The sequence below is a fragment of the Solibacillus sp. CAU 1738 genome, assembly GCF_039888725.1.
GTDB lineage: Bacteria > Bacillota > Bacilli > Bacillales_A > Planococcaceae > Metasolibacillus.
In genome coordinates this window covers 36555-55408 of record NZ_JBDQQN010000005.1, presented here as the reverse complement: position 1 = coordinate 55408, position 18854 = coordinate 36555, and the positions used below count along the sequence as shown (strand labels likewise).

The window sequence follows — 18854 nt, the reverse complement described above, 5'->3', positions numbered from 1 at the left end:
CATTATTACATAAGAAAGGATGTGTCTTAAATGGTGGTAACAAATTTTGCAGAGCTTGACGCAGAGCAACTGGAGAAAATTAATTCGCTAGCAGATGAAATGGGTATTATTCTTGTAGCCTATAATAAAACAATGGCAACTGCTTCATCAGATGAGGGCGGTAGTAATGAGGCGAATAAACAGAAAAACGACCACTTTCAGTAGCCAATAAACAATGCCTTGCAGCAATGCGAGGTTTTTATTTTGAAATTCTTATTACTGAGGAGGAGTTTTTTTGTTAAAGGACTTTTATGCAGATTTACATATTCATATTGGTCGTACTTGGAGGGGGCGAGCAGTAAAAATTACAGGTAGTAAAACACTAACTTTGGCGAATATTTTACAAACAGCAAGCTCGAAAAAGGGGCTCGATTTAGTTGGTATTATAGACTGTCATTCACCTGAAGTAATTGAGGAAATGGAGCAATTAATTGAAGAGGAAATACTTGTACCACTTGCTAATGGCGGACTTCTCTATGAAGATACAACACTTATTTTAGGCTCTGAAATTGAAATATATGATACGAATTGTCATGGACCGATTCATGTATTAGCTTACTTCCCAACACTTATGGTCATGAAGGAATTTTCAGCTTGGATGAGTGGACATGTAAAAAATGTGCATCTTAGTTCACAGCGTATTTATTGTGATGGAATATCATTGCAGCAAAAAGTAGTTGGACTAGGTGGTTTATTCATCCCCGCGCATGTATTTACACCATTTAAAAGCTTATATGGTAAAGGTGTTGTACAAAGTTTAGCGGAAGTATTTGATCCAAATTTAGTTGATGCGATTGAGCTTGGTCTTAGTTCTGATACTGAGATGGCAAGTGGGATAAAGGAACTTGAACACTATACATTTGTCACAAATTCAGACGCTCACTCTCTTGGAAAAATGGCGCGAGAATATCAAAAATTACGTTTAGCGGATGCTAATTTCGTAGAGCTGCAAAAGGCATTACATAATAAGGAAAATCGCTCTGTACACACTAATTACGGTTTACATCCTTTACTCGGAAAATATTATCAAACTGTTTGTGCTAAATGCGGGGTGCATGTGAAGGACAAGGCAATTATTTGTCCTGTATGCGGTAGTAAACAAATTATTAAAGGTGTGTCTACTCGTATTCAGGAGCTGTCCTCGCCTCATACGACTGAACGAATTAGACCGCCATACATCCATCAAGTACCATTAGATTTCATACCAGGTATTGGACCAAAAATAATGGAAAAATTACTCGACGCATTCGGTACGGAAATGGACATTTTACATCGCACAACATTTGAACAATTAGCTACAGTTGTACCGCAAAAGATTGCAGAAAGAATTGACTTAGCAAGAACAGGTCAACTACATTTCTCGATTGGTGGTGGCGGGGTTTATGGGAAGGTTCAATTTGAATGACAAGTTAGACCTTCCCTAATTTGCTTATATATTAGATTCATCCCTACTATTATTTAAGATTGCATACATATAAGTATCATGTGCTTTACCGTTTTGATACATATACTGTTGCAAGATGCCTTCCTTCTGAAAACCAATTTTACTTAGTAATTTATTGGATGCATCATTTTCAGTAAATACTATAGCGCCAATTCGGGATAACTCCATTTCATTAAAACCATATGATAGAACTTTCTTAACCGCTTCTGAAGCATATCCTTTTTTCCAATGATCAGGATGTATTTCATAACCGATTTCTGCTCTTTTATGTTTAGATGTCCAATTATTAAAGCCAATAGTTCCGATTATGCCTGTCGTTCCTTTACGTTCAATTCCCCAACGTACCCCTCTTTTTTGTGTGAAGCTTTTTGAGAAAAAATCAACGAACGCCTCGGCTTGTTCTATATTTAGCAAAGATTCCTGTCCATAATACCGCGTAACCTCATCGTTCGAAAAACAAGCGAAAATATCCACGACATCATCTTTCGTAATTTCTCTTAGTACTAGTCTTTCGGTTTCTAATAATGGAAACATTTATAGCACCTCACTTTTCTATGCAATACTTAATTAAATATCGCTTCTTTCATCTATACGTGTACTTACTAATTTTGTCAATTCTTTTTCTACCTGATAAATCCATAAATTTTCATATTTATTGTAAATGAGCATCTTCATTTACCGAAATAATATCCCAACTATTATTTTTATAACCTATACAACTTATACACGCATTTTTCAATCTCGTAATGCCTGAACCTATTTCACCTTTAGATAAAATATATAAAATTGCATTAATAACTGCTCCGTGAGCTACAACCAATATTTTTTGATTTTCGAATTCGTTCACTATTTGATTCATGCCTTTTATAACTCGATTTTGCAAGTCTTCTCTAGATTCCAAATTAGGAATAATGCCTGAACCAAACTTTGCTGTTCGCTCATCAATTGTTAAACCTTCAGCATCACCGTAACATCTTTCAGCAAATTCCTGCATTTCAATTAACTGAATGCCTAACTGTGCATTAATGATTTCGGCTGTGCGCCGCGCTCGTAATAGAGGGCTACATAAGATAACATCAATTGCTTTATTTTCAAAATACATGCTACTTTTCTGCGCTTGCTGCTCTCCGTTAATATTTAATGGAATATCCGTTAATCCTTGAACTTTCCCCGCAGTATTCCAATCTGTTTCTCCATGCCTTATTAAATAAATTGTCGTCACTCATGCCACCCCCCGGAATATATTATTCTAAACTTTGTTGCTGATTTACCTATAAAAATGGAGTTAACATTTACTAACTTCATTTCACGCATTCACAACATTGCCGTTTGAATTGGCGTTTGAATTGTAATTGCAACTTGAATAAATCCACTTTTTTTTACATTAAAATATCTAACAACATACTCATTTTCATATTTCGATATCTAATTTTACGTTAAACTCTGGCCTTGTCACATATTCGGTATAGTTAATAGTTCCATTGAAGTCTAAGTACTTTTGATACCTTGCACGAATGGCTGGAGCGCTAATGTAATCGAGTACCTTTTCCTTGGTTACCCAACTGCTTGCTGTCGTTTCCTCTGATGTACATAGGTCACCTCTTTTATACTTACAAACAAAATCAAGCATTAGTTTAGTAGGAACATCGGTAATACCATCATGCCATTTATGCGTTCCTGTATTGGAAATGACACTAAGCAAATGTATCACTTCGATATCGATCCCACTTTCCTCCTTCACCTCACGAACTAATGCCTCAATTAAGTTCTCACCGATTTCAACTTGTCCACCTGGGAACACCCAACCACCATGTATTGTTTTTACTAACAAAATCTCACCCTGCTCATTTTCTACAATTCCTCCTACTGCCACAATATGTGTCGGCATTACTCTTTCCATCCACTCAATCCCCTCGGTTTCTAAATTACCATTATTATATAAATAATATATTTAATTGTAATAAAACAAAAGATGGAAACTAAAACAATATATTAGGCATTATTGATGTACCTTCCAATAAAATTAACTGCAATAACAATATAAAATAGGAGAAACGGATACTATACTAATGATCCATAATTACGAAAGTTTTAAATATGAATACAAATAAAAGAAAATAGAGTATACTGTACTAACTATCGTATTCAAAAAGGAGGAATTTACTATGACCGAGAATAATCAAAACGAAGCACCAAAACAGAAAATGAGCCTGCAAGAGGCAATGAAGCAACAGCTTGAATTAAAAAAGAACCAGTCATCAACTAAAATAGGAACAAAGAATGCCGACCTTTCAACAAAAAAAATGAAAAGCCAGCAAACTAAAAAAGCAAGTAATACCCGTAGAAAAATGGGCGTTTAATGAACTGACAATAGCGGAAAAGCGTATTACTCCGTACGACTGAAAATATCGGGGTAATTACGCGATAGCTTACCAGAGGCATTACTTAAGTATTTCTTACCACCTCGCGCATCCATACCCACGCTATTAAAATCTGTCTAACAGATTCGACATGAACTAAAAATAATAATAGCGAAAAGTATTCAAGGGACAATACATTCCTTGGATGCTTTTTTTATTTTTTTCTTTATTTTTCAATTTATAATTTGTTTAACTAAAAACATTCGGACAATAAGTTCAGATTATTGTACCACGTTGACCAGAATAACTATCCAAAATGCAAGAATTTGTAAGGAAGTAGTCGACCAATAAATCAGTTAAATCCATTTCTTTTTTTGCTATGAACTAAAACATATAGCATGACATAATATAGATATGAAATAATTTTTATTAAGGATGATGTATAAAATGTCATTGATGATATTGTGAGTATTGCGGCAGCAAGAACTCTTCCCCTACCAAGTGACGGAGAAATAACTGAAGACTGGTACGGTGATGGATGGGACATTGATCGTTGGGAGAATGATGGCGGTAGAAGTACTAGTAAAAGACATGGCAGTCGTACTTACTGAAAAAGTTATGGCAGATTATGATATGAGTACTATAGAATTTTTGAATTTAGAGGGAGGCGGACTGTCTCCCTTTAAATTATTGTGGAAAAACTACACTAAGTTGGCCAGATACTAAAAAGGTAGCTCGTTTAACTTAATAGGTGTTACAATTCCTTTTTCCCAATCACTTCTTATTACTGCATAGCATAATGAATCAGACAAAGTGCCATCATCGTTTTCCCATGCTTGACGTAAATACCCTTCTTTTACGAAACCAGTTTTCGCAAAAGTTTTGCGCATGCCGATATTATCGCTTCTTGTATAAGCCTCTATTCGAATTTTTTTGTCTGGTAAATTGAAAATATAATCTTTTAGCCAAACAAGTGATTTCGTGCCAATCCCTTTTCCCCGCACGCTTTCACATAAGCGAAGGTCAAACAGTGGAATAGAATCCTCAATATCATGAATGATTAAAAGACCAACTTTTTGCTGCTCTAGCTCTATCCAAAATGTTTCACGCCCATTACCATACCAGCCTTTATCAAATGCATTCGTTACTTGTTCTTTCGTTGAAACACCTGAGTGATACGGCCATTCATTGCTTGTCATGAAATGTATTAAATCCCCTAGTTCATCCGTTAATTTGTTAAATTCTAGAGTATTCATATAGCTCTACCACCTGTCCTTTTATTCATACGCGTATGTCAACCAAGTAGGATAAGTTTTGCTTTCTATTTCTAGAAATTTAAATAACTTCATCGCATACGAATCCGTTGTGTCGATTTCTGCTTCGATATGTGAAACACCATTTTCGTGTAATCGGAGTAGCTGGTTCAGTAAAATCGACTTTAAAATATAATCATCTTGCCCACCTATCCAGCCGATTTCATAAACTTCTTCATGATGTAATAATATATATGCCGTAACTATTTGCTCCCCATTTCTCGTTTGTACATGAACGAGACTTTCATCAAGTAATGGTTCTTGATCATTTAGGCTACTTTCCCACTCAACTATTGACTGGTTGGCAGTCGGATTTACTAAATGAGTTTCTTCGTATGTTGTTTTTAGCAGCTGAAGAAAACTATTCTTGAGTGAAGGAGTATTTAAAATTTCTTGTAATGTAAGGATTTGATCCATTTGTAGTGTAACTATATTTTCCAATTTAGTAACTAGCTCTCCTACCTCAAGCTTTGGCAAAAAAGTTTTTCTAAGCAATGAGAGCTTGTAATGATTACTAAAAGCTTGCATTCTAGTATTTGTGTTCCAAAACGAAAAAATAATGCGCTGATACTTGCCCTTTGACTGTCTCATTTTTTCAAATAGCGCATCTTCAATACATGTCGTATTTTCACTTTCTTCGCAACCAATAGCGGCATATTTAGCAAATGGATGAAAACTATTTAGCCAAATAATTCCAACGCCAACAATTTGTTCTTTTTCATATGCTAAAAATAAAGTGTCATACCGCTTCTTTTGGATTCGAAGCATCATTTCCTCATCTATTAAATGCTGAACTGCTATTACATTAATTTCTTCAACTTGCATAATTTCCAGCTGCAATACTGTTCACCTCAAACTAAGAATTTTTATTAGTAGTGATTTTATTATACATTACCAGCATAAAAAGATGTAAATTTTTGTAAATTCCCGTATTTTATTAAGGAGGACTTATAGTTGCAAAGTTTGATCAACTTCGATTTCATTAAGGCTAGATTGATTTATAAGTTCTCTTGCAAATGTTGGGGTTTACAATTTCGAAGAATTAAAATTTATTGCATCCTTTTTGAATGGGGGCGTTGATTTCCATTCTTGGGCGGTCGCTTTCCTGGGGGCACGGCTTCAACTAAATTGTTTCGGATGGGCCGAAACAATTGGATTTTCCGCACGTGCCTATCCCCATGGAGTCACCGCCCCTCCATTCCAATCAACGCTTCCTTTACCAAGCTGAACGCCTATTTCTTTATATTCACGATTGAGTAAAACCTTTGCTTTAAAATGTTTATATGCTTTTTGATTACTGCCAATATGTAGAAGTTTAATAATATGTTTAAAGATGCTATACTGAACATACAATAAAAAAAGACCGAGTGCTTACTACACCCGGTAAAGCGTAGCCAACATTCCACGTTTGTGGTTGGCCAATAATACAAGTGTTTCAAAATTACCACCTTACTACTTGCCGGTAGCGGAAGGTGGTTATTTCTTTTGGTTAAAATATAAAGCAATGACTGCACAAATAGCCATCGCTACTGTCGCTAAAAACATTCCAAATTGGAACATCAAATCCACTGCTTCATATGTCACCATTTATTAACACCCCCTTTCTTGAAGGGAATGCCAACCACTTTACCGCTATATGTTTGGCTACTGTAAATATTTTACCATAATCCAAACTAATCTAGCATCCTATATCTTTCCAATTGAAATGCTCTACTATATACATGTCCGTAACGCTGAAAAAACTAAAAAAAAGCAGTAACGTTTGTCTTACAGCTGTTCTTTTCTTTACCCTATATTAAGCAGCATTAATTGTCCCGTCAAACCTTTATTTTACGCCCCCCAAAACAGCTAACTCCATCCATTTGAAATAGCAATCCGCATGCTGAAAGCCAATATCTCTTAGCCAATTGACCTGAATATCGACCCGCTCCAATATATTATCTGCTTTATCAGGCCGATTATAATATTCAGCTGCTATTTGTTCTCGATTACCTTTGTTATAAGCAGTTAAATGGTCGATAAAAAGCTCATCATGTAGCTTTTCAATTGACGGTGTCGCTGAAGCTGTATGTTCAATATTAATGAAAATACCACCACGTTTTAATAGCTTATAAATATCCTTGTAAAGTGTTTTTTTCTCTTCATGTGGCAAATGGTGAATGGCATAACCTGATACAATACAATCAACGGAATCAGACTTAGCAAAACTGAGTATCGAGTGACTAAAATCTTCTACATAAAGCGCGCACCGGTCCGCATATGCTGTTAAATTTTCTTTTGCTTGATCAATCATGGGCTCTGAGTGGTCAATACAAATTGCCTTTGCTTCCTTATAAGTGCGTAATAAAATCTCAGCTAAAAAGCCATTTCCGCATCCTAAATCTATAATTAGTTCAGGGCTTTTCACAAAATGATTTACTACTTGTAGCATAATTTGTGCCTGTTCAGCGCCAAACGGAATCCCGCCTCGTACTTGCTCTAAATAATGCTTCGTAACATCCTCTCTCTGCCATGATGTTTGCATAGTATTACCTCCTCTATATTTCATCCCATCCATAAGTTAATAGTGTTAATTCATCCCCAGCAATTTTTATTGTTGTTTCATCAATCAAAGTTGCACCTAGCTTTTCATAAAAATAACGGCTTTTATTATCTTCCAGTACTTTTACAATAGCCGAATTGTAGCCCTTTAATTTAAATTCATAAAGTAGAGCATCCATTAATAACTTACCAAAGCCTCGCCCTTGAAACTCCTCATAAAAATAAATCGAAGTTACATCTCCGTCAAAAGCCGGGTATTCCTCTTGATTTGCAGCTGCTCCCGAACTAAAGCCAATCAATCGACCATCTAGTTCTGCAACAAGGACCGTATTGTCAGTAAGTGATAAATTGTGTTCCCATAAAGATGTACGTTGTGCTACTGATAGGTTCCTTAAATACTTTTAATTTATAATTCCTGTGTATGTAGTTTGCCAACTAGCAACGTGGATTGCTGCAATTGCTGGTGCATCTTCCAGAGTAGCTTTTCGAATTATGATTGTTATTGTCATTTGTTTTCTCCTCCTTAAAATTTGAAAGATAAATCTCAACTTAAATGCACCTGCATGTATATCTATATTTTTTCCATTCAACAAAAAAACCTCGCCTCAACAAAGAGACGAAGTTATATTCGCGGTACCACTCTAATTGGCAACAAATGCCCACTTAAGCTGTAACGGTAGCTGCCGTTTATGCTTACTAGCTTTCAGCATAAATACTCCTGGACGAGTTGGGGGCATTATTCGCTGCTTCTCACCAACCAGCAGCTCTCTTTGCAATAATGGATCCTTAATACTTCCAATCAAAGTCATTTGTTATGTAAATTTTAACAATCATAGATGAATAAACATTATTTGTCAAATGTACTTTGCACAATGTTACATATAGCCCTCCTCAAGTCGCATATACTGCTAAATACTAAACACTTGTCCTGTTTTACTAGAAGGAGGAAAAGTTTTGATTAATTTACTGGATAACATAAATGATGCTGGGATTATATTATTGGTGCTATGTGGATATGCCACTGCAAGACATCTAAAGAAAACGAAGTGGCAAAGAAAGTTATCTAAAGGTGAAATGACATTGTATTTTTTCACTGTACTCGGGATTTTTCTTTATGCAGGAAGTACGCTACTTCTTATGATTGGTACATAAATAGTAATGGGGCACTGGCATTTTGATGCGACCACCACAGGAGCAAAATTTCTTGATTGGTAACTATCAAGGAGCGAAAAGGGTGTTCAGAAAGTTTTTCCTTTCTGGACACCCCCCTTTTATTAAAATTACAATTTTGAAATCAAATTTTTACGTGCTTCTAAATAGATTTTATGATCACACGCTTCACAGGAAAATTTACCGTTCATATTTTGCTTATATAACTGATATTTTCTTGACCCTTCCATCATTTTAAACAATTTTTTACAGCAATAACAAGTACATTCATAATAAAACATCGTGCATCCCCCTAATCTTTTACAATATGCAATGCCTGTTTTGAAAAAATGCTAACAAACAATAAACTTGCTAATAAAATGCTTATGATACCGAAGCTAATTGCTGTTACTTGTAAAGAAAATACATCAGCAAATACACCGAGAAGCAGTGTGAAAATCACTTGTAATACACTTTGAAAAATCGACGTGACACTACCAAATCGTCCCATCATTTCTGGAGGGACATTATTTTGATAAAAGGTTTCGTAGCCTGTATTACTAAATGCCATGAAAAAGCCGAGTGCAATAAATGAGACAATGGCAATCCAAATATTCCATGATGCATAAAATGCTGTATAAAACAGCATCGTAAATAACATACCGAAGCCTAAATAACTTTTAAGGGATATTTTTTTCGTAAGTGCTGCTGCGACGATTCCTCCAACAATTGCTCCTAATCCAGCAATACTAACAATTAAGCCGTACAAGCTATCCGATGCTGCTAAATCTTGCTTAATAAATGTAACTTCCTGAGAGTCAAGTGCAAAGGCGATCATTAACGTACATTGGAAAAGTAAAAAGATTTTAATAAACATGCGATTCGTCCGAGCGAATGCTGTGACAACTTTGAAATCAGCTTTTAGTACTTGCCATGTAATACTCTGTCTTTTTTCCTCTACTTGTTCATCTACATTCGGCAAGTAATAAATTGCGAGAGCACAAACGAAAAATGTAAAGCTATTTACCCATATCGTAATCATTGTATTAAAGCTCATAATGAGAACACCTGCAATGGCGGGACCAATAAGAAATGAGCCTGAATTAAATGTGCCTAATATTGCGTTAAATCGTTTTCGGTCATGTTGTGCAACAAATTTTGTTTTATAGTATGTACTGCTCGGACCAAAGAAACTACTTGCTATATTCGCACAAAAAAGTAACGCATAAATGAGCCATATTGAATCCATAAACGGTAGACAAAATACAATAATGCCTCGCACAATATCGGCTGCTATCATTAATTTCCGCTTATTGGAACGGTCAATAATTGAACCTGCTACGAAATTCGTCAAAATTCTAGCGATTGGCCCAACGATGTAAATACCCGCAACCGCGGCCGCTGAACCAGTTAAATGTAAAACAAATAAATTCAACGCTACAACATAAATCCAGTTTCCAAGGTGAGAAAATCCTAATCCTCCAAGTAACAGCCCGTATTTTTTCCATAAAACCATACTGTGTCCCTTCTAAGCTGCTATATTGTAGCTTACTCACACTAATAAAGCGCTTACATTAATGACTATATATTAACAAAAATTAACTGTGATTTTTCTCACATTTCTTAATATTTTGTGACATTTGGAAATTATTAGAATAGAGCGGAATTGATTAGAATCCAAATGATAATATACCTTTCAATAAAAATTATCACAAAATTCCATCTCTTTCACTGAGGAGAAATGCTACAATACTAATGTAATAAATACATATCAAAGGGGTCCTTACTATGTGGGAAAAGAGAATGCTAAATACAACACGGGGTATTTTTGAATTATTTGAGAAGGGACAAGGTGAGCCGTTAGCCATCACTCATTTGTATAGTGCTTATGATGAGCGTGGGAATTCTTTTGCGTATCCTTTTACAGCGAACTACCACGTCTACTTGATCAACTTACGAGGAGCAGGTAATTCAGTAATAGCAACTGAACAAGCAGAATATAGTATGGAAGAAACAGTGAAGGATTTAGAGGCTATTCGAGCTGCCTTAGAGCTTGATGCATGGGGCTTTGCTGGACACTCAACTGGTGGGATGCTTGCTTTAAAATATGCTATATTAGCCCCCTCCTCTTTAACTAAAATTATTGCGGGTGGTGCAGCAGCAAGCGTGGAATATAGTGCCGATCCTGAAAGTATTTATTGCCATCAAAATCCAAATTTCCAACGCATAATAGACATTATGGAACAATTGAATGATCCAGCTACTCCTATCGAAACACGCCAAAAGATTGGCTATGAATGGTCATTAATGTCTTATTATTCAGAAGATAAACTGAAGGAAGCACTTAAAAAGCCTAATAGTGGGAAAACTGTTGGCGAACGATTAGATTATTTTAGAAAAGTATAATGTAAAACATATGATCTGCGTGAGCAACTCAAGAATATCAATATACCGAGCTTTATTTACACTGGCAAATACGATGCACAATGTCCGCATAAAATCGGAGTAGAAATTGCAGAATTAATACCAAACGCTAATTTTACAACATTCGAAAAAAGCAATCACAATCCTTATTCTGAGGAAGAAGAGTTATTTCAGTCATTTGTTACATCAACTTTATAATAAATTCATCCTGGGGTTAGTTTTTCCCCAGGATTTTTCATTGAATATTTCACACATAATATCTTGTTTTTATGAGCTTCATTAATTCAGCATCATGAAAACGTGCATCTTTATACATTAAATAAACAGGCACTGGCGGCAATACAAACGGATCAAAAGGGACAATATTAAAACGCCCTTCCATTTGCTCTTTATGTACGATTACTTTTGGTAAAAAAGACATGCCTAAGCCATCTTTAATCAATCGCTTGACAACATAAGATTGCGATATTTGTATTTGTTTCGAAAAAGGATAATGCTGTTTGATTTTGCTAGAAAGCTGCCCCCAAATCGTTGGATGATGATGCGTGAAAAATGCATACTTTGAAAACAACACATCAAAATCAATATGTTCCCCTGTTTCATCATCATATGAATCAAGTGGAATGACGAACTCTAGCTTACTTTCAAACAAAAGCTCTTGATGTATTTCTCTTGTGGAGGCTGGTAATAGTGAAACCCCCACATGCGCTTTTCCTTCAGCAATTAGCTGTTCAATTATTTTAGAATCTTCCACTAAAATTGAAACATCAATCAACGGGTTATCATTAATAAATTGGTAAATCACATGCGGTAATATTGTTTCTACCATTAATGGTGTCATTGCTATTATGCACTTTTCCTTAAAGCCTTTATGAGCGAGGCGAAAACGCTCCAAGCTATTATTCCACTGGCTTGCAATCGCCTCTGCCTCTGTTAAAAATATCTTCCCAGCATCCGTTAATTGCACACGATTTTTCTCTCGTTTAAATAACTCGATTTGCAAAAATTGTTCTAACTGATGGATATGGACCGTTATACTCGGCTGTGATAAATGAAGTTCCTCGGCCGCCTTTCTAAAATTGCATGTTTTAGCGGCTGTAATAAATGACTGAATCCATCTATAATCCATAATGCACCTCTCACTGATTAATTTTCTTAATCATATTGTTTAAATACATTTAATTTACTAAATTATAAATCAATTTTACACTTATTAGTAGTTAGACAATAACTTTGGGAGAGTGATCGTTATGAATCGAAATGAAAGTCAACAGTTCCAAATCTTCGCCAAGCAAGAATGTGAAAACTCAAGCCCGCTTTATGAATATTTGTCGTATAAAATTGCAGAAGACAATGAATTACTTGCACTAGCCACTACAATTCCATTAGGTCAACCAGTACCAAATTTATTTTTTGCAAGCGTACATTTCTTATTAATGGATGCTGCACATGAATTGAAAGATTATTATGCTTCATTTACGAATAGCCCAAAACCTGTAGACCAAGCATTTGCTCCATTTAAGCAATTTACGTTATCAAATGCGGATGCTTTAGTAACCTTATTTCAATCCAAGCTCGTCCAAACAAATGAAGTTCGTCGCTGTGCTTATTTATACCCGATGATTTCAGAAATTTACGAAAAGCATAAACAGCCTCTTGCGTTAATCGAAATAGGTGCGAGTGCGGGTTTACAACTAGCAATGGATCAATTTAACTACTTTTATAACGAGGAGCAATATGTTGAAAACACAAATTATGGAGTTCTAATTAAATCTAATAACTTAGGTGAACCACTACCTACTGCCATCTACACAAAACCGATTATTCAAAGCCGCATTGGTCTCGATTTAAATCCAATCGATGTAAAAAAAGCTGAAGATTTAAAATGGCTACAAGCATTAATATGGCCAGAGCATGCGGACAGAAGAAAACTCCTACTAAACGCAGCTGAAGTCTTGACCAATATAAATGTACAGCTTATACAAGGTGATGCAGTCGCAAAAATTGAAGAAGTATGCAATACAGTAGATCCTGACGCTTTCATTGTTATTTATCATACACATGTCGCCAATCAAATACCTAAGCCTGTTCGGATACACTTAATGGAAACATTAAAAAACATTAGTATACATCGCCCTCTCTATCACTGCTATAATAATTTATTTGATGCTGAATTACATCAAGATTTAATACAGGATGGCAACATTACTTCAATCCGTTTAATGGAAAAACCAGATGGTCACGCGCGAACATTTAAATGGAGCTAAGTTCTCATGGGCGAAAAGCTGTTCCCCAGTAAAACGCGGGCTCCCTCGTGAAAAAAACGGTACCGCGGTGCAATTGATGTCCCATGGGCGATATGCATGTTCCCACGAGCGAAAAGTGGCTTCCCACGGGCGAAAAGCGGGTTGCCATGGGCGGAAATTAACCTCCCACGGGCGAATCATTACTTTTGCCAGGGGGTATAGTAAGTATTTGCTCGGGAGTTTCATAGGTTTTTTATCGAATTAATAGGTAGTTATTTCATTACCTGATTGGTAAAAAGCGTTTGTGTGACTCTGCCATATGTCTTTGCAGCTTGCCATGCCCATTAGCGATATTTCGTCGTCATAGTTATCATCACATCAAGTATTTTTGTAAGATAGGAACACAATATCTTTTATTACCCTATATAAGTTGATTGGAGTGAAAGGCGCGACCCTCCTGCGACGAGTAAGCGCAGGAGCAGCGCGTGCGGAAAATCCATTTTTGCGGTGGGTCGCCGCAAAAATTAGTTGGAGCCGTGCCTGCGGAAATGGAGCGCCTGAAACAGAAATCAACGGTTTACGACTACTTATTGTAAAATGAAAAATTCACTAAAAATCGTATTCCTCATCTTTTTTAGCACGAATAGTTGCAAATGCATCAGCTACCATAACTGTATCCTCTACTAAGCGTGATAAACGGAATAATACATCATCATTGATAATTTCTTTTCGTAGGAAATCCTTTTCTTCAATAAAGACATACGTTGGCACAATATGCGCCTTCATATAGGCTAAAATTGGTTTTAATTGTTGCTCAACCATTAAATAATGTTTTGAAGTACCAGCAGTTACGACTGTACTAATGACTTTATCGCGGAAAGCATTCACTGGTAGTAAATCGAAAATATTTTTTAATGTCGCTGGAATGGATGCTTGGAAAGTCGGTGTACCAATAACAATTGCATCTGCTGCCATAATTATTTCTGCAACATATTTTGTATCACCCTCGTATTCAAAATAGTTTCGCCCATCACTAAATTCCATTTTATACTCTGCTAAATCAAGTAAAGTGATTTCATGCTCTGGATATTTTTGCTCAAATATATCCACTACTTTTAACATCGCTGTTTTTGTTTTTGAGCCGACGATAGAGCCAGCAAGTGCCACGATTTTCATTTCAAACACCTCTTACTTTGCTGTATATTTTTTTATTGCTGGGATAATATCATTACCGATAATTTCAATATTTTTCATAATTTTATCGAAGGGTACACCACCAAAGTCAATTTGAGCCATAAAACGTTGCATACCATATAGCTCATGTTGATAAAGCATTTTTTCGATAATTTCATCCTTACTACCAACCATTAAGGCATCCCGAGTATCAGGTGCTTGTGCAAATTGCTGTTTTGGATACCCTGCACCACGAATAGCTTGGAAGCCGCCATTGATATGAGGATACATACCTTGTAATGCTTCTTTCGTAGTATCAGCGACGTAAAATAAACTTGTCGTCGCAATCGGTAAAGTCGCTGGATCGAAACCACTACGCTCAGCTGCTTCACGATAAAAATCAACAGAAGCCTTAAAATTAATAGCTGGTCCACCTAAAGTTGTTAACATCATTGGAATTCCCATATAACCAGCTTTGATCGCACTTGCTGGTGGTCCACCAACAGCACGCCAAATTGGTAATGAACCGTTTTTAGGCTGTGGTAAAATTTGCGCTTTGTTAAGTGGTGCACGATATTGCCCTTCCCATGTTATATATTCCTCGTCATTAATTTTTTTGAGAAGCTCTAATTTTTCCTCAAAAATTTCCTCGTAATCTTGTAAATCGACACCTAGTAAATGATAAGCGCCAACACGTGAACCGCGCCCTGCTACAATTTCGGCACGTCCATCTGAAATTAAATCGATTGTAGCAAAGTCCTCATAAACCCGAACTGGGTCAGAAACACTAAGTACAGTGGCAGAACTAGAAATTTTAATTTTCTCTGTTGCTTGTGCAATTGCACCTAACACAACGGTATGTGCTTGTGTAGTAAAGTAAGATTGGTGACTTTCGCCGACCCCAAATACATCAATACCTGCTTGCTCTGCTAATTTACTTGCTTCAATAAGTTCATTAATTCGTTGTTGCTGCGAAATGCGTTCTCCTGTTAATGGGTTGGCAATATGATCCCCTAATGAATATAAACCAAATTCCATCCCTTTCGATGTGTCAATTCTATATTTTTCCATAATGTATCTCCCCTTTAATCTAATGGCTCTAATATCGCTTCAATTTCTGCTCTTTTTTCTTCTAAAAATGGTGGTAAATCAAGTTCTTTCCCTAAATCTTCAATAGCTGAATCAACCGTAAAGCCAGGCCCATCGGTTGCCATTTCAAATAAAATGCCGTTGCGATCTCTAAAATATAAGCTTTGGAAATAATAACGATCAACAATTCCTGAACTATCTAAACCGCGCTCTTTAATTAATGAATCCCATTTTTGTAGCTCTTCTATTGTTTCTACACGAAGTGCTAAATGATGAATACTACCTCGTCCAGGCTTTTCACTTGGTCCCTCTAGCTCAATAACAATTATCTCGCCAAGCGTCTCTCCCTCAATTGATTGAAGGCGTACTTCCTTATTATTCTCAGTGACTACTGTATAGTCGAAAAGTTCTTTCAATAGGTTAACAGTTCGATTAATATTGCGTACTGTTATTTCTACAGTTCCCATTCCTAAAATACGATGTTCATCTAACACATTTGAATCTGTCCAAGCTTGCCAGTGTTTTGGTATTTCTTGACCTTCATGATTTAGTAGTACCATTCGTAATCCTTCGTGATCTTCAAAAAATAGCGCATCTTTTCCACCATACTTCGTGATTTCACTATGCTCTACTTCTAATAACTCAAAACGATTTTTCCAGTATACGAGGCTTTCAAACTTCGGTACTAATAGCCCAATGCGGGTAATTGCATTTGTCCCGCGCACTGTCCTGCCTGCAACCGGCATTTCAAAAAATGATAGCTCTGTGCCTGCCCCACCAGTTAAATCACCGTAAAATAAATGATACATTGAAGGTGCATCCTGATTTACCGTTTTCTTCACACGACGTAGGCCTAATATTTTTGTATAAAAATCATTATTTTGTTTTCCGTTTTTAGTAAGCATCGAAATATGATGGTGTCCACTTAATTTATTCATTCTAATTCCCCCTATTTTCAATTGACTATGCAAGTGATAGTTTAAAAAAAATCACGCCGGTGGTAATTTTTTCTTCTGACTATGTTTCTCTATTTTCGACATTAGTGTATATAAAGTTTTTAATTCATTTTCTGTTAAAACTTCTTCAAAGAATGAGGATTGAAAGTTAAGCTGATGTGGTGTAGCAGTATCAATCATCTGCTCACCCTTATGCGTTAGTGAAATCGTTTTTGTTTTCCAGTTTTGCTTGCGCTCAATTAAGCCTTCTTTTTCAAGCCTTGCAAGCATTCTAGATATTCCACCTTGTGTGACTGTTACTTTTTCAGCTAACTCCGATTGCGTTAATGGTGCATACGTTTTAATTTGAATTAATACATCAAATTGAGCGGTCGTTAACTCGAAGCGCTTTAAAAACTCATTCGATAAATGATTACTTTGGTTTGTAAAGCGCATCATACGTAGCCAAGTGAGCGATCCTAGTGTGTGGTTTCTCAACTAATTGTCCTCCTCTCTTCTTCCTATAACATCACTTTACCACGCAAGTGATATGAATACAAGTAAAATATCTCGAATTCGAGATATTTATATAATAAAAAGCCGCGCAATGTTTGCAACGACTTTAGATTTTTTATTACCGAATTGTTTTTAATGCTGTAGACCAAGGTATTAATTGATCAAGCATTTGATTCACTGAAACTACCTGTACATCCTTTGGTTTAAAAATATTACCATTTTCAAAATCAGTGAAAAACGATAATGCTGGGTGGACACGTACGTCCGCGACTAATAACTCACCAAGTATACCGCGTAAATGCTCAGCCGCACGAGCCCCACCTACTGAACCGTAAGAAACGATACCGGCAGCTTTATTATTCCATTCCTCACGTAAGTAATCTAAGGCGTTTTTTAATGCACCTGTTATGGAGTGGTTATATTCTGGCGTGATAAATACGAAACCGTCACAAGCCGCAATTTTATTAGACCAAGTAGCTGCACCCGATGCGTCTCCCCCGGGTTCACCTAATAACGGCAATTTGAATTCAGCAATATCTATGATTTCATAGTCGGCATCGCTACGCCCATCTGCAATATTTTTAACCCAAGTACCAACTTGTGGGCTGACACGTCTTTCTCGTGTTGACCCTAAAATAATCCCAATTTTAACCATATCGATCTTCTCCTTGTAATTTCAAAATATAGTTTCAAGTCTCGTAAAGATAATGCACGTTATTATAATATCCACAACGATTGCTAATAAAACAATAGTTTCTATGATTTAACTTTTAATTTCACTAATATTCAATAAATTTTCTGCAGTTCGGTTTACTCCTAAGTATGCATCGTTTAGCTCATGCATGCTTGCAGAAAATTGTTCGGTGAAGGCCGCAATTTGATTTGTGGAAATATTTACATTATCAATTGAAGCTTTGATTTTCTCTAGCTGTGCTGCAATGTTATTGGCACTTTCTGTACTTGTTTGCGCCATTTTTTGAATTTCAGAAGCTACTACCGCAAACCCTCGACCATGCTCCCCTGAACGAGCAGCTTCTATAGATGCATTTAAACCAAGTATTTTTGATTTTGTTGCTATATCTTTCACTAAGCTAACAATCACATTAATTTGATGAATATCATTAGTCATCATTTCGGAAAACTCAGATAATCCTTCCAAACGATTCGAAACATCTATACTTGCTTTAGTTAATTCTTCATTTGTCGCAGTCATTTCTTCAACAGAACTTGATAACTCCGTTGCCAACATGCGCATATTATCCATCATTGCATTTGATATAGTCGCAGTTATTACACCAATTACTTTACCGTTGTCGAAAATAGGCTGTGCTGTTGAAATGTAAGCAAAACCAAATTTTTCTGGTCCACGCTCATCTCTCAAAAATTTCCCTAATGTCAATGCTTGCTCAGTTATACTACCACGATATTTTTCTAACTCATCACCAACAGTTATTTTTAAATCTATATTTTCCCCTCGCTTATATGCAAGAATTCTTTCTGTATCAGCTATTACAACACATGCATCTTCAGGATATGTAGTATGGTAAAAATCAATTGCATTAATTGCTGCCTGTATTTTTGGATTCAACGTCATTTTCCCTTCTAAGCAAAATATCTATTAATTT

The 18854-nt window shown here is 36.1% G+C and carries 21 protein-coding genes, 2 pseudogenes and 1 other annotated feature; of the genes and pseudogenes, 6 read left to right on the top strand and 17 right to left on the bottom strand.

Going from position 1 to position 18854, the window contains the following annotated elements; genetic code table 11:
- Positions 1-30 precede the first annotated feature (30 nt).
- Positions 31-204: a hypothetical protein gene (locus AAFN87_RS14715; RefSeq protein ID WP_347791827.1), complete on the top strand. Its 174-nt coding sequence runs from the start codon at positions 31-33 to the stop codon at positions 202-204.
- Positions 205-274: 70 nt separating this feature from the next.
- On the top strand, positions 275-1444 hold the full coding sequence (locus AAFN87_RS14710) for an endonuclease Q family protein (protein WP_347791826.1): 1170 nt from the start codon (positions 275-277) through the stop codon (positions 1442-1444).
- A 24-nt stretch (positions 1445-1468) separates the two neighbouring features.
- Here the strand turns inward: AAFN87_RS14710 and AAFN87_RS14705 are convergent, their stop codons facing one another.
- The 3 genes from AAFN87_RS14705 to AAFN87_RS14695 all read right to left on the bottom strand — a co-directional run bounded on the left by AAFN87_RS14705 (position 1469) and on the right by AAFN87_RS14695 (position 3383).
- On the bottom strand, positions 1469-2017 hold the full coding sequence (locus AAFN87_RS14705) for a GNAT family N-acetyltransferase (RefSeq protein ID WP_347791825.1): 549 nt from the start codon (positions 2015-2017) through the stop codon (positions 1469-1471).
- Between the two features lie 118 nt (positions 2018-2135).
- The gene (locus AAFN87_RS14700) at positions 2136-2705 is read right to left on the bottom strand and encodes a histidine phosphatase family protein (RefSeq protein WP_347791824.1); all 570 of its coding nucleotides are present in this window, start codon (positions 2703-2705) and stop codon (positions 2136-2138) included.
- A gap of 189 nt (positions 2706-2894) precedes the next feature.
- The gene (locus AAFN87_RS14695; protein ID WP_347791823.1) at positions 2895-3383 is read right to left on the bottom strand and encodes an NUDIX hydrolase; all 489 of its coding nucleotides are present in this window, start codon (positions 3381-3383) and stop codon (positions 2895-2897) included.
- Positions 3384-3648: 265 nt separating this feature from the next.
- Here AAFN87_RS14695 and AAFN87_RS14690 point away from each other — a divergent pair, with 265 nt between their 5' ends.
- On the top strand, positions 3649-3843 hold the full coding sequence (locus tag AAFN87_RS14690; protein ID WP_347791822.1) for a hypothetical protein: 195 nt from the start codon (positions 3649-3651) through the stop codon (positions 3841-3843).
- Between the two features lie 722 nt (positions 3844-4565).
- Here the strand turns inward: AAFN87_RS14690 and AAFN87_RS14685 are convergent.
- From AAFN87_RS14685 to AAFN87_RS14665, 5 genes and pseudogenes are all read right to left on the bottom strand, one after another.
- Complete coding sequence (locus AAFN87_RS14685) at positions 4566-5099, bottom strand: GNAT family N-acetyltransferase (RefSeq protein WP_347791821.1); 534 nt, start codon at positions 5097-5099, stop codon at positions 4566-4568.
- Between the two features lie 21 nt (positions 5100-5120).
- Positions 5121-5996, bottom strand: coding sequence for a hypothetical protein (locus AAFN87_RS14680; protein ID WP_347791820.1), 876 nt, complete (start codon positions 5994-5996; stop codon positions 5121-5123).
- A gap of 636 nt (positions 5997-6632) precedes the next feature.
- Positions 6633-6743: a putative holin-like toxin gene (locus AAFN87_RS14675; protein WP_347791819.1), complete on the bottom strand. Its 111-nt coding sequence runs from the start codon at positions 6741-6743 to the stop codon at positions 6633-6635.
- 238 nt (positions 6744-6981) lie between these two features.
- Complete coding sequence (locus tag AAFN87_RS14670; RefSeq protein WP_347791818.1) at positions 6982-7680, bottom strand: class I SAM-dependent methyltransferase; 699 nt, start codon at positions 7678-7680, stop codon at positions 6982-6984.
- A 13-nt stretch (positions 7681-7693) separates the two neighbouring features.
- A pseudogene (locus tag AAFN87_RS14665) lies at positions 7694-8044 on the bottom strand (N-acetyltransferase family protein); the annotation flags it as partial.
- A 262-nt stretch (positions 8045-8306) separates the two neighbouring features.
- Positions 8307-8509, bottom strand: a binding site (T-box leader).
- 142 nt (positions 8510-8651) lie between these two features.
- Here AAFN87_RS14665 and AAFN87_RS14660 point away from each other — a divergent pair.
- A complete protein-coding gene (locus AAFN87_RS14660) occupies positions 8652-8849 on the top strand; it encodes a hypothetical protein (RefSeq protein ID WP_347791817.1) in 198 nt (65 codons plus the stop codon).
- A gap of 128 nt (positions 8850-8977) precedes the next feature.
- Here the strand turns inward: AAFN87_RS14660 and AAFN87_RS14655 are convergent, their stop codons facing one another.
- The gene (locus tag AAFN87_RS14655) at positions 8978-9148 is read right to left on the bottom strand and encodes a DUF2197 domain-containing protein (RefSeq protein WP_347791816.1); all 171 of its coding nucleotides are present in this window, start codon (positions 9146-9148) and stop codon (positions 8978-8980) included.
- Positions 9149-9159: 11 nt separating this feature from the next.
- Complete coding sequence (locus tag AAFN87_RS14650) at positions 9160-10362, bottom strand: MFS transporter (RefSeq protein ID WP_347791815.1); 1203 nt, start codon at positions 10360-10362, stop codon at positions 9160-9162.
- 272 nt (positions 10363-10634) lie between these two features.
- Between AAFN87_RS14650 and AAFN87_RS14645 the strand changes: the two are divergent.
- Positions 10635-11468, top strand: a pseudogene (locus AAFN87_RS14645) (alpha/beta fold hydrolase).
- A 49-nt stretch (positions 11469-11517) separates the two neighbouring features.
- Here the strand turns inward: AAFN87_RS14645 and AAFN87_RS14640 are convergent.
- A complete protein-coding gene (locus tag AAFN87_RS14640; RefSeq protein ID WP_347791814.1) occupies positions 11518-12399 on the bottom strand; it encodes a LysR family transcriptional regulator in 882 nt (293 codons plus the stop codon).
- A gap of 121 nt (positions 12400-12520) precedes the next feature.
- On the opposite strand from AAFN87_RS14640, the gene AAFN87_RS14635 reads away from it, so the two are divergent.
- Positions 12521-13537 (top strand): DUF2332 domain-containing protein, encoded by a 1017-nt coding sequence (locus tag AAFN87_RS14635; RefSeq protein ID WP_347791813.1) that lies wholly within the window; start codon positions 12521-12523, stop codon positions 13535-13537.
- Between the two features lie 588 nt (positions 13538-14125).
- Here AAFN87_RS14635 and AAFN87_RS14630 read toward each other — a convergent pair.
- The 6 genes from AAFN87_RS14630 to AAFN87_RS14605 form a co-directional block, all read right to left on the bottom strand.
- On the bottom strand, positions 14126-14692 hold the full coding sequence (locus AAFN87_RS14630) for an NADPH-dependent FMN reductase (RefSeq protein WP_347791812.1): 567 nt from the start codon (positions 14690-14692) through the stop codon (positions 14126-14128).
- 12 nt (positions 14693-14704) lie between these two features.
- Complete coding sequence (locus AAFN87_RS14625) at positions 14705-15760, bottom strand: LLM class flavin-dependent oxidoreductase (protein WP_347791811.1); 1056 nt, start codon at positions 15758-15760, stop codon at positions 14705-14707.
- A 14-nt stretch (positions 15761-15774) separates the two neighbouring features.
- Complete coding sequence (locus AAFN87_RS14620) at positions 15775-16716, bottom strand: ring-cleaving dioxygenase (RefSeq protein ID WP_347791810.1); 942 nt, start codon at positions 16714-16716, stop codon at positions 15775-15777.
- A 51-nt stretch (positions 16717-16767) separates the two neighbouring features.
- Complete coding sequence (locus AAFN87_RS14615; protein WP_347791809.1) at positions 16768-17211, bottom strand: MarR family winged helix-turn-helix transcriptional regulator; 444 nt, start codon at positions 17209-17211, stop codon at positions 16768-16770.
- A gap of 136 nt (positions 17212-17347) precedes the next feature.
- Complete coding sequence (locus tag AAFN87_RS14610) at positions 17348-17884, bottom strand: NADPH-dependent FMN reductase (protein WP_347791808.1); 537 nt, start codon at positions 17882-17884, stop codon at positions 17348-17350.
- Positions 17885-17992: 108 nt separating this feature from the next.
- The gene (locus AAFN87_RS14605; protein ID WP_347791807.1) at positions 17993-18823 is read right to left on the bottom strand and encodes a methyl-accepting chemotaxis protein; all 831 of its coding nucleotides are present in this window, start codon (positions 18821-18823) and stop codon (positions 17993-17995) included.
- Positions 18824-18854 lie beyond the last annotated feature (31 nt).